The organism is Pseudomonas sp. HPB0071, from assembly GCF_000478505.2.
GTDB lineage: Bacteria > Pseudomonadota > Gammaproteobacteria > Pseudomonadales > Pseudomonadaceae > Chryseomonas > Chryseomonas luteola.
This window is the reverse complement of the sequence record NZ_KI517368.1, coordinates 612,465-627,888: the sequence shown is the minus strand read 5'-3', so window position 1 is coordinate 627,888 and position 15,424 is coordinate 612,465. Positions and strand designations below refer to the sequence as shown.

Sequence of the window (15,424 nt, the reverse complement as noted above, 5' to 3'; positions counted from 1 at the left end):
TCCGTTTATGAATGACATCGACCACCTGCTGGACACCCTGGATGCCACAGCCCTGAGCCTGCTCGTACGGCAAGGTGAAGTGACACCAATCGAATTGCTCGACGCGGCGATCCAGCGGCTCGACCGGGTGAACCCGCAACTCAACGCCATCAGCGAGCGGTGCTATGACGTGGCCCGGCAGATGGCACAACGACCGGAAGCCCGACAAGGCGTACTGGCCGGTGTTCCGACCCTCATCAAGGACCTCTTCTCCCCTGTCCAGGGCGCCCGCATGACACAGGGCTCGCGCGTCATGGGTGAGGCACGCGCTGATCTTGATTGTGAAGTGGTTGCCCGTCTGCGTCGCGCGGGCTGTGTGTTTGCAGGCACCACCACGTCACCGGAATTCGGAACCTCCTACACCACCGAGTCGACCCGTTTCGGCGCCACCCGAAATCCCTGGAATACGGAACGCAGTGCCGGCGGGTCCAGCGGTGGTGCTGCCGCCCTGGTCGCTGCCCGTGCCATCCCGTTTGCTCATGGTAACGATGGGGGCGGCTCACTGCGTGTCCCGGCATCCTGTTGCGGGGTCTTCGGTCTGAAACCCACCCGAGGTCGGTTGCCTTCCGGTCCGCTGGTAGGCGAAGGGTGGGCCGGAATGGGGACGCCCCATGCCATTACGTTATCCGTACGCGACAGCGCCCTTCTGCTGGACGCCACCGCTGGGGCGGACCTGGGTGCGCCCTACGCAGCGCCGGCTCAAGCGATGCCGTTCGTCCAGGCCGTCTCGGCTGATCCCGCACCGCTTCGTATCGCGGTGATCGAGCAACTGGGGCCGTGGCCAACAAGTCCGGAAGCGTTGAAGGCGGTACGTCATACTGCACGGCTGTGCGAGCAGCTCGGCCATCATGTGGAGTTTGCCACCCTACCCGTCAATCTGCCGGGACTTTTGGACCACCTCTTCAATATCATTGGCCCAAGCACTCGAAACTTTCTGGATATGGTCGGCCAGCTGAGAGGGCAACCTGTAGCAGACGAAGAGTTGGACCCCCGTACGCGCATCATTCTACGCGAGCGGGGTGATATTCCGGCCGCACGTTATGCCGCCGCGGTAGAAAGCATCCACGCGCTGGGCAGGCAGCTGGCCTACTTCCTGATTGACCATGATCTGATCCTGACGCCAACCCTGACTCGGGAACCACCCCTGATTGGTGACCTGGACGCCTTTGACCCCAGCCTCAGCCTGGCCGAAGTAATCGAAGCCTTCCATAGCTATTCACCCTTCACGGCGCTGTTTAATGCGTCCGGCCAACCGGCCATGTCCGTTCCGCTCTACTGGACAGAGAATGGACTGCCACTCGGCTCGCATTTTGCGGCACGCTTTGGTGAGGAGCACACCCTGCTTGCGCTGGCGGCACAACTCGAACGCGCCCAACCCTGGGCGAACCGCAAGCCACTGGTCTGTGCATAAAGGTACGAGGCACAGGACGGAGCAGGTCCTGTGCCTTATTTCTCTACTAACGTGCCTCAACCTACCAGGACAGCGACTCGCCCTGGTAGCTGACAAAATCACACTGGCAGCGACCCGCCTGCTGCTCGATGACGGCAATCAGACCCTTGGCACTTTCGGTTGTGGTCAGTGGTGCCGAGTGGCCGCCCATGTCGGTCTGAACCCACCCCGGATGTAACGCCAGCACACTGAACGACAACGGGGTATGCGAGGATGCCCAGCTCCTGAGCAGGCTGTTCAGGGCCGCCTTGCTGGCTCCGTACAACGGCATATCCGCGGCACGATCAAGCGTGACACTTCCCATCTGGGAACTCATACACGCCACCACTCCGCCGTCTGCGATGCAATGGCTTAACCCTTCGACAATACGCAGCGGCGCAACTGTATTTGTCGAGAACAACTCTGCAATCTCTTCGGTATTGATTGCCATGACATCCTGGTGATCAGGTCCATAAATCCCTGCGTTGACGATCAGACGATCCAGCGTTGTGTTCTGCAATTGCTTCTTGAGAGAAGGAATCAGTGCCGGGTCCGTCATATCGCCGGACAGCAGCACCAGCCGATCGCCGTAAGTCGCGCTCAATTGTTGCAAGGCTTCGTTATCAGACCGACGAACCAGCGCAAAGACTTGCGCACCGCGTTCCAGGTACTGCGTAACCAGCGCCAATCCGATACCCCGTGACGCACCCACGATCAATACATTCATTTCGTTCAGCTCCCCTGGCGAGATTCATCAGCCCGAAATGGCAGATGAAATCGCTCCATGAAAAGTACAAGCGGTTGTCTGGAAAAGCCATTCTTCCGCCGCGGCGGCAGGCTCATGATCTCTTCCAAGCGTTACGCATTACCTGCATAAGAACAATGATACGGAGACATGCCCTCATGATGCCCGAAGATTATCGTGCCGAGAAAAACCGTCCACTGACGGGCGAAGAATACTTGGCCAGCCTGCGTGATGATCGTGAAATCTACATCTATGGCGATCGCGTCAAGGATGTCACTACCCATCCGGCCTTCCGTAACGCCGCGGCCTCCATGGCCAAGCTGTACGACGCCCTCCATGATCCCGAAACCAGAGAAACGCTTTGCTGGGAAACCGACACGGGCAATGGCGGCTATACACACAAGTTCTTTCGCTTCGCCCGTAACGCTGATGAACTGCGCGAACAGCGTGATGCCATCGCCGAGTGGTCGCGTCTGACCTATGGCTGGATGGGCCGCACACCTGACTATAAGGCCGCCTTTGGCAGCGCACTGGGCGCCAACGCCGAGTTCTATGGCAAATTCGAGCAGAATGCCCGCACCTGGTACAAGCGTATCCAGGAAGCGTGCCTCTACCTCAACCATGCTATCGTCAATCCGCCCATTGATCGCGACAAGCCGGTCGATCAGGTAAAGGACGTATTCATCTCCGTGGATGAAGAAGTTGACGGTGGCATCATCGTCAGCGGCGCGAAAGTCGTGGCGACCAACTCGGCCCTGACACACTATAACTTCGTGGGGCAAGGCTCTGCGCAGCTGCTCGGAGACAACACAGATTTCGCCTTGATGTTTATCGCCCCGATGAATACCAAGGGCATGAAGCTGATCTGCCGTCCCTCCTATGAGCTGGTGGCCGGGATGACGGGTTCTCCATTTGACTATCCGTTGTCGAGCCGCTTCGACGAGAACGACGCCATCCTCATCATGGATCGGGTGTTCATCCCATGGGAGAACATTCTGATCTATCGAGATTTCGATCGCTGCAAGCAATGGTTTCCACAAGGCGGCTTTGGTCGACTGTTCCCCATGCAAGGCTGTACCCGTCTGGCCGTCAAACTGGACTTCATCACCGGTGCACTGTTCAAGGCACTGCAATGCACCGGCTCGCTGGAGTTCCGTGGCGTGCAGGCACAAATGGGCGAAGTGGTTGCATGGCGTAACCTTTTCTGGTCACTTACTGACGCCATGTACGGTAATGCGTCCGAGTGGAAAAACGGCGCCTGGCTACCCAGCGCTCAAGCCTTGCAAGCCTACCGTGTGCTGGCGCCACAAGCCTATCCGGAGATCAAGAAGATCATTGAGCAGGTCGTGGCCAGCGGCTTGATCTACCTGCCGACCGGATCGCGCGATCTCAAGGACCCGACGCTGAACAAATACCTGAGTACCTATTGTCGCGGGTCCGGCGGTATGGGCCATGAGGAACGTATCAAGATCCTGAAGCTGCTTTGGGATGCCATCGGCACGGAATTTGGCGGACGCCATGAGCTGTACGAAATCAACTATGCCGGGAGCCAGGACGAGATCCGCATGCAGGCGCTGCGCCATGCACAAGGAACCGGTGCGATGAAGAGCATGACTGATATGGTAGAGAAGTGCCTGTCGGACTACGACCTAAACGGTTGGACCGTTCCGCACCTGACCAATCCGGACGATATCAACATGCTGGACCGTATTCGCCAGTAATCCTGCAATGCTGTCGCCGGATCGCTGATCCGGCGCCCCGTGGAGGTAGAGGTCATGACCCAACTCAGTCCAACCCAACAAGCCTTTCGCAATGCCATGGCGTCGCTGTCCGCCGCCGTGAATGTCCTGACCACCAATGGCCCTGGTGGACGCTGTGGCATTACGGCCACTGCCGTCTGCTCGGTCACGGACACGCCGCCCACCGTTATGGTGTGCATCAACCGCAACAGTGCCATGAATGGTGTCTTCAAGCAGAACGGGCGGCTGTGCGTGAATGTCCTGGCGGGCGAACATGAAGAAGTGGCCCGTCATTTTGCCGGGATGACTGGTATCGACATGGATGAGCGCTTCAAGCGTCACGCCTGGAAGGAGGGCCGCGAGGGCGTTCCGATTCTTGACGATGCCCTGGCCAGCCTGCAGGGAAGGATTACCGATACCCAGGAAGTCGGCACCCACTCGGTGCTTCTCGTAGAGCTCGATGAAATCTGTACCCGCGAGCGATGCGACAGCCTGGTGTATTTCAGCCGTAATTTTCATCGACTGCAACGCGAGCACAGTGCTGCCTGACCGGTCGCCCCTTGCCGCGTCATATGTGGCGCGGCTTTTTTAGGGATTACGACTCGGTTGCCAGAGTGCTGGCGCGACGGCTGATCCGATAGTCGCTGGGCGTAATACCTGCCTGGCGCGTAAAGAAGCGACTGAAGTAGGCCGGATCCTTGAAGCCCAGGCGAAAGCATATTTCGTTGGCGGAACTACCTGTGAACACCAACAGCCGCTTGGCCTCTTGCATAAGGCGGTCATGGACGAGCCGTTTCGAGGGAATGTCTGCGGTACGTCGGCAGATGTCGTTCAGCCGCGATTCCGTCAGGCCCAACTGATCAGCGTATCGGGACAATGGCCAATGCTCGGTGTAGTGCGCTTCGATGAGTTCATTGAAGCGCCGAAACAACTGCAGGTCATCCTGCCGCGCAGGCTGTGCCGCGATTGATTTTGGAGAGAGACGAAGCATGCTGATAAAGATCAGGCGAGTCAGGGCTATCAGGCCACAGGCCTGGCCAGGACGAGGTATACCCGCCTCTAGCCTTAGCAACTCAAACAACGAGGCCAGCCGCTCGGCCTCTTCGCGAAACTCAGCCTCCAGGCTGGCCAGACCTACACAGATCGGCAGGAATCCCGACGCGGTCCAGAGATCAGGCACCTCCTGCAATAGCGACCATACCAGCTGTTGGCGAACCGTCAGGACATGTCCGTCGCTGCCCTCCTCCGTCACAAAGGCATGGGGGACCGGAGGCGGGGTGATGAAGAACATGGGGCCTTGCTCCTGGTACTGCCGGTCATCCAGGTACACCCGAACCTTGCCGGTCTTCACGTAATGCACCTGAAAGAACCGGTCATGCCGGTGGGCACGCATGTTGCGCCCGAAGAACTCCGCCAGTCTGCCTAGCGCATCGTAATGCACCTCGGCATCGGCATAACGCTGGTCGTAGACCTGACCGATGTTGATGTTGGGGATCGGCTGGATAGACACGGACGCAGGACTTTTCATGAACATCATTCTTTTTGTTGTTGAACCAAGCATACGCGAACTCAGGTAACACTTGACCTTAGTTAACATATTAAATATAAAGTTAACACATTAACTATTTACTCCCAAACAGGTATGCCCTGTTTCCACACCAATAACAAGGGAGAGCGCCATGTCGCGATCACTTAGCGAATCTGCCAATGGAACACTGTTCGGCGTCGCCCTGAATTTCCAAGGCCTTTTGCGCAGCCGACTTGAAGAGTTTCACGAACCGCCTTACCAACAGCCCCCACTGAAACCGGTCCTGTTCATCAAGACGCCCAACACCCGTAACGGGCACCAGCAGCCCGTCATCATGCCCCAGGGGGAGCGTCTGCAGGCAGGCCCAGCCCTGGGAGTAGTGATTGGCAAACGGGCCAGCCGGGTAACTGAAGACCAGGCCATGGCCTACGTGGCGGGGTATACCGTCGTCAATGAATTCAGCCTGCCGGAAGAGAGCTACTACCGGCCTGCCGTGAAGGCCAAATGCCGGGACGGATTCTGTTCCATAGGTCCTGAGCTGGTGCCGGCAGAGGCCGTGAGCGACCCGAATCTGCTCACCCTCAAGCTCTATGTAAACGGCACGCTGCGCCAGGAAAACACGACGGCTAACTGGGTACGCACCATCCCTCAGCTGATCGCCGAGCTGAGCGAGTTCATGACGTTGAACGAAGGCGACGTGCTGATCACCGGTACGCCTGAGGGCCGCGTCGATGTCACGCCGGGTGATCGCGTAGAGGTCGAGATCGACCGCATCGGCCGCCTCACCAATACCGTAGTTGCGGAATAAGGAGCACCCCATGAAACATGCACGTATTCGCTATCAGGGTGAGATCCATACCGTTACCGTCGACGATGACCATGCAGTACGTCTGCCCAGTGGCGAACGGCTATTGGAAGACCAGGTGGAATGGCTGCCGCCCGCCACAGGCAGCATGTTTGCCCTGGGCCTCAATTATGCGGACCACGCGGCAGAGCTGGCTTTCAAAGCACCCACCGAGCCACTGGCCTTTATCAAATCGCCCAACACCTATACCGGACACAGGCAGATCACCTGGCGACCTGACAACGTCAAGTACATGCACTACGAGTGTGAGCTGGTGGCTGTCATTGGCAAACCGGCACGTCATGTAAAGCGCGCGGACGCTCTGGACTATCTGGCTGGCTATACCGTGTGCAATGACTACGCGATCCGCGACTACCTCGAGAACTACTACCGCCCCAACCTGCGGGTGAAAAACCGCGACTGCACCACACCGATCGGTCCCTGGATCGTCGACACCGCCGATGTGCCAGACCCGTCCAACCTGCGCCTGCGCACCTGGATCAACGGTGAGCTGAAGCAGGAAGGCACCACGGCGGACATGATCTTCGATATCCCCTACCTGATCGAATACTTTTCGAGTTTCATGACCCTGCAGCCCGGCGACATGATCGCCACCGGCACGCCGGAGGGCCTTGCCGATGTGGTGCCTGGAGATGAAGTCGTCGTGGAAGTGGAAGGCGTCGGTCGCCTCGTCAATACCATCGTCAGCGAAGAAGCTTTCTTCGCCGCAGCTGCCAAAGAGGTCTGAAATGATCAAGCACTGGATCAACGGCCGTGAGGTCGAGAGCAAGGAAACGTTCACCAATTACAACCCGGCGACCGGCGAGGCACTGGGCGAAGTGGCCAGCGGCGGCGCCGAGGAGGTCGCCCAAGCCGTGGCGGCTGCCAAGGAAGCTTTCCCCAAGTGGGCCAACACCCCGGCCAAGGAACGGGCCAAGCTGATGCGCAGGTTAGGCGAGCTGATCGACAAGAACGTGCCCAATCTGGCCGAGCTGGAAACCCTGGATACAGGGCTTCCAATTCATCAGACCAAGAACGTACTCATACCCCGAGCCTCCCATAACTTCGACTTCTTTGCTGAAGTCTGCACACGGATGGATGGGCATACCTATCCGGTCGATGACCAGATGCTGAACTATACCCTGCACCAGCCGGTAGGGGTCTGCGGCCTGGTTTCACCCTGGAACGTACCGTTCATGACAGCGACATGGAAAACGGCGCCGTGTCTGGCACTGGGCAGTACCGCCGTGTTGAAAATGTCCGAGCTGTCGCCCCTTACGGCCAACGAACTAGGCCGTCTGGCCTTGGAAGCAGGCATTCCGCCAGGCGTATTGAACGTCGTGCAGGGCTATGGCGCCACAGCTGGAGACGCCCTGGTTCGTCACCCGGACGTGCGGGCCATCTCATTCACTGGCGGCACCGCTACCGGCCGAAAAATCATGGAAACGGCGGGACTCAAGAAGTATTCCATGGAGTTGGGCGGCAAATCGCCTGTGCTCATCTTTGATGATGCCGATCTAGGCCGTGCGCTGGACGCCGCTCTCTTCACCATCTTCTCGCTCAACGGTGAGCGTTGCACGGCGGGCAGCCGTATCTTCATCCAGGAAACGGTTTACGACCAGTTTGTCGAGGAGTTCGCTGCACGCGCCAAGCGCCTGATCGTGGGTGATCCGCAAGATCCAAAGACCCAGGTCGGCTCGATGATTACCCAGGCTCATTACAACAAGGTCACAGGCTACATCAAGATCGGCCTGGAAGAAGGCGCCACGCTCATGGCAGGTGGTCTGAAGCGTCCAGCGAACCTGCCCGCCCATCTGACAAAGGGGCAGTTCATCCAGCCCACCGTATTTGCCAACGTCGACAACAGGATGCGTATCGCTCAGGAAGAGATTTTCGGTCCTGTCGTCTGCCTCATCAAATTCAAGGATGAGGCCGAAGCCCTGCGCCTGGCCAATGATACCGAATACGGCCTTGCGTCCTATATCTGGACCCAGGACATCGGCAAGGCGCACCGTCTGGCCCGTGGCATCGAGGCTGGCATGGTGTTCATTAACAGCCAGAACGTACGGGACCTGCGCCAGCCATTCGGTGGCGTGAAAGGCTCTGGTACCGGCCGTGAAGGAGGCGAGTACAGCTTCGAGGTGTTCACGGAGGTGAAGAACGTGTGCATCTCCATGGGCAGTCACCACATCCCGCGCTGGGGTGTGTAACCACTCCCGCCCCAGGGCCAGCGCCTGCTAGCGGTATCGGCAGGCAAGCACCCGGGTTTTCGGGCTTATCACGACCAAGCAGTTACAACACAGCGCCCTGATCTTCTGTTCGGGGCTAACAAGGAGAACTGTCATGGGCGAAGTCGTCCTTGCAGCCAAGATTACACATGTTCCATCCATGTATCTGTCTGAACTGCCCGGAAAGCACCAGGGTTGCCGCGAGGCAGCCATCGCCGGTCACAAGCTCATCGGTCAGCGCGCCCGCGACCTGAGCGCCGACACGGCCGTCGTGTTCGATGTTCACTGGATGGTCAACAGTGGTTACCACATCAATTGCGGGCAGCAGTTCGAAGGGATCTACACCAGTAACGAGCTGCCGCACTTCATCAAGGACATGGCGTATCAATATCCGGGCGATCCCGAGCTGGGAGCCCTGATCGGTGGGGAAGCCAATGCCGCGGGGATCCGCACCATGGCCCATAACATCCCTAGCCTGGAGCTTGAATACGGAACACTCGTTCCCATGCGCTACATGCACATGGGCGTACCGGACAGCCAAAAGCTCAAGGTCATTTCCATTGCCGCCTGGTGCGCCTGGCATCGGCTGGAAGACAGCTTTGCCTTTGGTGCTGCGGTTCGTCGCGCCATTGAAAAAAGCGACCGCAAGGTACTGGTACTGGCATCCGGATCACTCTCCCACCGGTTCTCGGACGATCGGGTCGCCGAGGTGAATATCCACAAGTGGACCCGCGAATTCGACAAGCAGGTCGACCTGCTTGTGGTGGAATTGTGGCGGCAAGGTCGCTTCAAAGAGTTCTGCGCCATGCTTCCAGACTACGCCGAGCACTGCTATGGCGAAGGCAAGATGCACGATACCGCCATGTTGCTGGGCTTGCTGGGTGGCGCTGAGTACGACAAACCCGTCGAAATCGTGACCGAGCCGTTCGGAAGCTCGGGCACCGGCCAGATCAACGCCATCTTTCCTGTTTGACTGGTGTTAGCAGCCTCCAGGGTCCGCACAGGCTCCTGGAGGATGCACGTCCGCTGGAGTAAAAACCATGCCCCACTTTATTGCCGAATATTCAGCCAATCTTGAACATGACGCAGACCTGCCGGGTTTGTTTGAAAAAGTCCACGCCTGTCTCGGCAACAGTGGTGTTTTCCCCCTAGGAGGTATTCGTAGCCGCGCGATCCGCATGGATACGTTCCGCATGGCTGATGGAAAACATGACTATGCGTTCGTTCATATGACGCTGAAGGTAGGTGCTGGCCGCGACCTGGAGACAAGGCGTCAAGTAGCTGATGCATTGTTCGAGGTGATCAAGCATCACTTCGCCGAGCTTCAGAGCAGACGCCTGCTGGCACTGTCGTTCGAGATGACCGAACTCTCGGCCGAACTCAATTACAAGCACAACAACATCCATGCCTTTCTGAGCGAGCAGGCCGGTTAGGCAGCGCTCCGTTTGCGTCCTTACAACAACAATAAAAGGCACCCACCATGGCACAGGCAATCGATACGCTTTCGGTTTCGGAAAAAAATGATGCAACTTACCGGCACATCACCTGGCGACTGATGCCATTGCTGCTGGTCTGCTATGTCTTCGCTCATCTCGATCGCATCAATATCGGCTTCGCCAAGCTGCAAATGAGCAGCGACCTGCACTTCAGCGATACCGTGTATGGATTTGGCGCAGGCCTGTTCTTTATTGCCTATGCCCTGTTTGGCGTACCCAGCAACCTGATGCTGGACCGTGTGGGGCCGCGCCGCTGGATTGCCACGCTGATGGTGGCCTGGGGCATCCTGTCCACCGGCATGATGTTCATCGAGTCCGCCACCGGCTTTTATACCCTGCGCTTTCTGTTAGGCGTGGCGGAAGCGGGCTTTTTCCCTGGCATCCTGGTTTATCTCAACCGCTGGTTTCCGGCCCATCGGCGGGCGTCGGTCACTGCACTGTTTGCCATTGCCGTCCCTATGGCAGGGGTCATCGGCGGCCCCCTGTCCGGCTGGATTCTGGAGCTGTTCAAGGACAGCGGCGGTCTGCGGGGGTGGCAGTGGATGTTCATGCTGGAAGGTCTGCCAGTGGTGTTGCTTGGGTTGGTCGTCCTCAAGGCGCTGCCGGACAGCTTCGAGAGCGTCAGCTGGCTTGAGCCTACCCAAAAGCGTCAACTCCGTGATGCCCTGGCGGGAGAGGAGCAGCGCAAAACGATTACCTCCTTTTCAGGCATTGTTCGCAACGGACAGGTGTGGTTGCTCGTGGCGATTTATTTTGCCGTCATGTTGGCCGTCAATACCCTCGCCTTCTGGATGCCAGCTCTCATTCACGGCGCTGGCATCGGTCAAGACAGCAACGTCGGCATGCTCAGTGCCATCCCTTATCTGGCAGGCTGCTTCTTCATGATCGCTGCGGGCCGCTCTTCCGATCGCCACCGCGAACGCCGCTGGCACCTTTGCGTCCCCCTCCTCATGGGTGCGGCCGGTATCGCCATCGCCGGGCTGGCACCTCAAAACACAACCCTTGTCATGCTGGGCCTGGTCATTGCAGGCATGGGCGCAAGCTCCGCGCTGCCCATGTTCTGGCAGTTGCCCCCGGCGTTTTTATCGTCAGGCACACAGGCGGCCGGCATTGCCATGATCAGCTCCTTTGGCAGCGTGGCGTCATTCCTCGCTCCCTACTTTATTGGCTGGATGCGCGATACCACGCAAAGCGCCAGCCTGGCGCTCTATGTTCTAGCGGCGCTCATTGCTGTCGGTGCCTTTTTGGTACTGCGCACCCCTGCCGCCATTGTCAATCCACAAGGAAACTAGCCATGCTCGACAACGCCTTTATCCGCGCGGCCGCTGAACGTCTTGACCAGGCCGAGCGCTCCCGGGAACAGATCGGTCAACTGTCCCTGGAGCAGCCAGGGATCACTATTGAAGATGCCTATGCCATCCAGCGCGCCTGGGTCGAAAAAAAGATCGCGGATGGTCGCAAAGTGGTTGGCCACAAGATAGGCCTCACCTCCCGCGCCATGCAGGTGTCATCCAATATCACAGAGCCGGACTATGGCGCTCTGCTCGACGACATGTTTTTCGAAGAAGGAACCGACATTCCCTTTAATCGATTTATCGTGCCACGCGTGGAAGTCGAGCTGGCCTTCGTCCTGGGCAAGCCACTGAAGGGTCCGAACTGCTCGATTTTCGATGTGCTCGATGCCACCGAGTATGTCATTCCGGCGCTTGAGATCATCGATGCGCGTATCCAACAGATCGACCCCTATACCAAGGCTACACGCAAGGTCTTCGACACCATCTCCGACAATGCCGCCAATGCCGGCGTCGTCATGGGCGGCAAGCCGATTCGCCCTCACGCTATCGATCTGCGGCGCGTACCGGCCATTCTTTACCGCAACGGGGTGATCGAGGAATCGGGTGTCTCCGCAGCGGTGCTTAATCACCCGGCCAAGGGCGTTGCCTGGCTGGCCAATAAACTGGCCGCCTATGACGTCACGCTGGAGGCGGGCCAAATCATCCTGGGCGGCTCATTTACACGCCCCGTGCACGCAAGCCCGGGCGATACTTTCCATGTGGATTACGACCAGCTCGGCAGCATCGCCTGCCGCTTCGTCTAAGACCGGTTTGGCCTGCGGCAGCGCGCTCATGCCCAGGCCAACCTCCCGCCGTGAGGATTTACCATGCAGCTTCCTATCAACACCTTCAAACAGCGCCTCAAAGGCGGTGACCCGCTGATTGGCCTCTGGATTGGCCTCGCCAATGCCTACAGCGCTGAATTAGCCGCCAACGCCGGTTTCGACTGGCTGCTGCTTGATGGCGAGCATGCGCCCAATGATGTCCGCAGCCTACTCGCTCAACTACAGGCCGTTGCGCCGTATGCCACCCACCCGATTATACGGCCACCCGTTGGCGATCCTGTGCTTATCAAACAGCTTCTGGATATTGGCGCCCAGACACTGCTTGTGCCGATGGTCGAATCCGCTGATCAGGCCAGGGAATTGGTAAAGGCCATGCGCTATCCGCCGGAGGGTATTCGCGGTGTAGGCAGCGCCCTGGCACGCGCCTCACGCTGGAACACGATCCCCGGCTACCTGGATCATGCTGATGAACAGATGTGTCTTCTAGTCCAGATCGAGAACCGAACCGGCCTGGATAATCTGGATGCCATTCTGGAGGTCAATGGAGTGGACGGAGTGTTCATCGGTCCTGCTGACCTGTCTGCCGCACTGGGACATCGTGGCAATCCAGGCCACCCAGACGTTCAAGCCGTAATTGAAGAGGCGATTGTTCGTATTGCTAAAGCCGGCAAGGCGGCAGGTATTCTTTCAGCCGATCAGACGCTCGCCCAACGTTATATCGAGCTGGGCGCAGTCTTTGTAGCGGTGGGGGTCGACACGACGGTGCTGATGAAAGGCCTTCAAACGCTGCTAGGCCATTTCAAGCACAACACTCCAAAGCCCACACATGGTGGCGGTGTCTATTAAGGTATGAAGCACCGAGCCTGAACTGAACCGGCGGCCCTTGGGCCGCTTTACCTGCCCAGCTGATCAGCTGTCATCCCGATCGGGATAGACAAGGCGCTCTTCGTCGTCATCCTCCGAGCCAGGCCGCACCTGTTTGAGCTCTTCCAGCAAGGCGATTAGCGTCTTGAGCTTTTCCTCACCAAATTGCTCCTGGATGCGCTGGTAGTTGGTCTCCATACCCGTGGCCATGGATTCGAAGCACGCCCGGCCACGATCCGTCAGGCTCACGTAAACACGTCGCTGATCCTTGGGTGTTTTCCAGCGCTGCACGTACCCGTCACGCTCCATGCGAGACAATACACCGGTCATGCTGGGCTTGAGGATGCAGGCCTGCTTTGCCAGCTGATGGCTCTCCATCTCGCCCCGCTGCCAGAGTATCCGAATGATGCGCCATTGCTGTTCGGTAAGGCCGTGCTCATTCAACAACGGACGGAAAAACCCCATGGCCGCTTCGCGGGCCTGCAACAAGGTAAGCGTAAGAGAAGGACGCGGTTTCAGCATGACAATTAGTCACCAAGAGCCATGAAAGATATCGTTGCACGGGCCGGACGCCAGCCCAATGAATAGATTGGCAGATATACCGCCATTTACCAACGGAGCGGGACCATCGCATATAATTAACATATTAATCAACCATTCTGAATTCCTCTTTGTCCCTCACCCTATTCAAATCGATTGGTGCATTCACGGTAGCGCAAGCCGCATTGCCTCATCACACCGGGTGATGCCTTGCGGGTGGCAGAGAAGATCAAACCCTGCGGCAGCGACATGCAAGCTCTCTTGATTGACGACTTCTAAGCTCTGGACATGAAGCCTTACCGCTTGCCTTAGAGCCTTGAGAATAGCCAGGAATCCCTTATGTCTACTGCCGAACTCATTACGCCCCTCGAGACTGTTACCCGTTTTCTGTCGCTTACGCATTCCAGCTTCGTGGATGGCCAGCCCAGCACCGCTTCTCGCGGCGATGTCATTGCGGTAAACGATCCCGCTTCGGCCCAGGCCATTTCACAGGTAAGGCTGGCCGAGCGGGAGGAAGTAGACCGTATCGTCGAGTCCGCCCGCGCTGCGTTTGTCGCGGGCACCTGGAGCAGGGCTCGACCGGCTGATCGTGAGCGCATCCTCCTGCGCTTTGCTGATCTCGTCGAAGCCCACGGCGAGGAACTGGCGCAACTGGAAACGCTGGAACAAGGTAAATCGATCCATATTGCCCGCGCGATTGAAGTCGGCGGCGCAGTTGAATACATGCGTTACATGGCCGGGTGGGCCACCAAGCTCGAAGGGCAGACGCTCGACGTCTCGATACCTGTTCCAACCGGCGCCCGTTACAACGCTTATACGCGCCGTGAGGCAGTTGGCGTAGTGGCAGGCATCGTCCCCTGGAATTTCCCGCTCATGATCGCCCTGTGGAAAATCATGCCGGCCCTGGCCTGTGGCTGCTCCATCATCATCAAGCCCTCGGAAGAAACACCTCTTACCGTGCTGCGGGTAGCCGAGCTGGCCATAGAGGCCGGCGTTCCGCCCGGTGTATTCAACGTACTGATCGGCCGCGGCTCGGTAGCGGGTGCCGCACTGGTGGCGCACCCCAACGTCAGCAAGGTGTCCTTTACCGGCTCTACGGCCATCGGCAAGCAGATCGGGACTGCCGCCCTGCAAAACATGACACGATTCTCCCTGGAGCTCGGTGGCAAGAACCCTATGGTGCTGCTACAAGACGCCGACCTTGAAAAAGCAGTTGCAGGCACGCTCATGGGCGGCCTACTCAATCAGGGTCAGGTGTGCGCCGCCGCTTCGCGCATCTACGTGCCGCATGCGCTAAAAGCAGACTATGTCGAAGCGCTTAGCGCCGCGGTAAACGGCATGAAGATCGGGCCGGGACTGGACCCAACCACACAAATCAACCCGGTCGTTTCACGCCGGCACCAAGGCAGTGTTCTTCAGCATCTAGAGCTGGCACGCCAGCAAGGGGCTACTGTCACGACGGGAGGCAATGCACCCGACCTGCCCGGCTATTACGTCCAGCCTACTGTGCTGGCCAACGTTGAGCACCACATGGCGGCGGCGCGCGAGGAGATCTTCGGACCGGTATTGTCCGTTATCGCTTACGACTCACTGGATGAAGCCATCCATATGGTCAACGACAGCCAATACGGCCTCACGGCCAGTCTCTGGACCAATGATCTGACCCGTGCCATGGACCTCATTCCCCGCATCGAGGCGGGCACGGTCTGGGTCAACAGCCACGTACCGGTCGACCCGAACCTGCCTTTTGGGGGCTACAAGCAATCCGGTATTGGGCGGGAGTTCGGCCGCGGCGCTGTCGAAGCCTTTACCGAACTCAAATCCGTGTGTATTGCCTACTGAGCCTGATGAAC

15 protein-coding genes are annotated in these 15,424 nt (G+C 58.4%); 12 read left to right on the top strand and 3 right to left on the bottom strand.

The genetic code is table 11. The annotated features are described in order from the left end of the window. The first annotated feature begins 7 nt into the window (after positions 1–7). A complete protein-coding gene (locus tag HMPREF1487_RS22360) occupies positions 8–1,450 on the top strand; it encodes an amidase (RefSeq protein ID WP_010799034.1) in 1,443 nt (480 codons plus the stop codon). Positions 1,451–1,511: 61 nt separating this feature from the next. On the opposite strand, the gene HMPREF1487_RS22355 is transcribed toward HMPREF1487_RS22360, so the two are convergent. Further along, the gene (locus HMPREF1487_RS22355) at positions 1,512–2,195 is read right to left on the bottom strand and encodes an SDR family oxidoreductase (RefSeq protein WP_010799033.1); all 684 of its coding nucleotides are present in this window, start codon (positions 2,193–2,195) and stop codon (positions 1,512–1,514) included. A 176-nt stretch (positions 2,196–2,371) separates the two neighbouring features. Here HMPREF1487_RS22355 and hpaB point away from each other — a divergent pair, with 176 nt between their 5' ends. Further along, a complete protein-coding gene (gene hpaB / locus HMPREF1487_RS22350; RefSeq protein ID WP_010799032.1) occupies positions 2,372–3,934 on the top strand; it encodes a 4-hydroxyphenylacetate 3-monooxygenase, oxygenase component in 1,563 nt (520 codons plus the stop codon). A gap of 54 nt (positions 3,935–3,988) precedes the next feature. Beyond that, complete coding sequence (gene hpaC / locus HMPREF1487_RS22345) at positions 3,989–4,501, top strand: 4-hydroxyphenylacetate 3-monooxygenase, reductase component (RefSeq protein WP_010799031.1); 513 nt, start codon at positions 3,989–3,991, stop codon at positions 4,499–4,501. A gap of 46 nt (positions 4,502–4,547) precedes the next feature. Here the strand turns inward: hpaC and hpaA are convergent, their stop codons facing one another. After that, positions 4,548–5,480: a 4-hydroxyphenylacetate catabolism regulatory protein HpaA gene (gene hpaA / locus HMPREF1487_RS22340; protein ID WP_037031110.1), complete on the bottom strand. Its 933-nt coding sequence runs from the start codon at positions 5,478–5,480 to the stop codon at positions 4,548–4,550. Positions 5,481–5,631: 151 nt separating this feature from the next. Between hpaA and HMPREF1487_RS22335 the strand changes: the two genes are divergently transcribed. The 8 genes from HMPREF1487_RS22335 to hpaI all read left to right on the top strand — a co-directional run bounded on the left by HMPREF1487_RS22335 (position 5,632) and on the right by hpaI (position 13,013). After that, positions 5,632–6,288, top strand: coding sequence for a fumarylacetoacetate hydrolase family protein (locus tag HMPREF1487_RS22335; protein WP_010799029.1), 657 nt, complete (start codon positions 5,632–5,634; stop codon positions 6,286–6,288). A 10-nt stretch (positions 6,289–6,298) separates the two neighbouring features. Further along, the gene (locus tag HMPREF1487_RS22330) at positions 6,299–7,072 is read left to right on the top strand and encodes a fumarylacetoacetate hydrolase family protein (protein WP_010799028.1); all 774 of its coding nucleotides are present in this window, start codon (positions 6,299–6,301) and stop codon (positions 7,070–7,072) included. 1 nt (position 7,073) lies between these two features. Then, positions 7,074–8,534: a 5-carboxymethyl-2-hydroxymuconate semialdehyde dehydrogenase gene (gene hpaE, locus HMPREF1487_RS22325; protein ID WP_010799027.1), complete on the top strand. Its 1,461-nt coding sequence runs from the start codon at positions 7,074–7,076 to the stop codon at positions 8,532–8,534. Positions 8,535–8,667: 133 nt separating this feature from the next. Then, on the top strand, positions 8,668–9,525 hold the full coding sequence (gene hpaD, locus HMPREF1487_RS22320; RefSeq protein ID WP_010799026.1) for a 3,4-dihydroxyphenylacetate 2,3-dioxygenase: 858 nt from the start codon (positions 8,668–8,670) through the stop codon (positions 9,523–9,525). Positions 9,526–9,592: 67 nt separating this feature from the next. Further along, positions 9,593–9,985: a 5-carboxymethyl-2-hydroxymuconate Delta-isomerase gene (locus HMPREF1487_RS22315; protein WP_010799025.1), complete on the top strand. Its 393-nt coding sequence runs from the start codon at positions 9,593–9,595 to the stop codon at positions 9,983–9,985. Positions 9,986–10,032: 47 nt separating this feature from the next. Beyond that, positions 10,033–11,340: an MFS transporter gene (locus HMPREF1487_RS22310; protein ID WP_010799024.1), complete on the top strand. Its 1,308-nt coding sequence runs from the start codon at positions 10,033–10,035 to the stop codon at positions 11,338–11,340. Positions 11,341–11,342: 2 nt separating this feature from the next. Continuing rightward, complete coding sequence (gene hpaH, locus HMPREF1487_RS22305) at positions 11,343–12,146, top strand: 2-oxo-hept-4-ene-1,7-dioate hydratase (RefSeq protein WP_010799023.1); 804 nt, start codon at positions 11,343–11,345, stop codon at positions 12,144–12,146. A gap of 63 nt (positions 12,147–12,209) precedes the next feature. After that, entirely contained in the window at positions 12,210–13,013 is an 804-nt protein-coding gene (gene hpaI, locus HMPREF1487_RS22300) for a 4-hydroxy-2-oxoheptanedioate aldolase (RefSeq protein WP_010799022.1), read from the top strand. Positions 13,014–13,076: 63 nt separating this feature from the next. Here hpaI and hpaR read toward each other — a convergent pair whose 3' ends face one another. Beyond that, complete coding sequence (gene hpaR / locus HMPREF1487_RS22295; protein WP_010799021.1) at positions 13,077–13,553, bottom strand: homoprotocatechuate degradation operon regulator HpaR; 477 nt, start codon at positions 13,551–13,553, stop codon at positions 13,077–13,079. A 357-nt stretch (positions 13,554–13,910) separates the two neighbouring features. Between hpaR and HMPREF1487_RS22290 the strand changes: the two genes are divergently transcribed. Beyond that, positions 13,911–15,413 (top strand): aldehyde dehydrogenase family protein, encoded by a 1,503-nt coding sequence (locus HMPREF1487_RS22290; protein ID WP_010799020.1) that lies wholly within the window; start codon positions 13,911–13,913, stop codon positions 15,411–15,413. Positions 15,414–15,424: the final 11 nt, after the last annotated feature.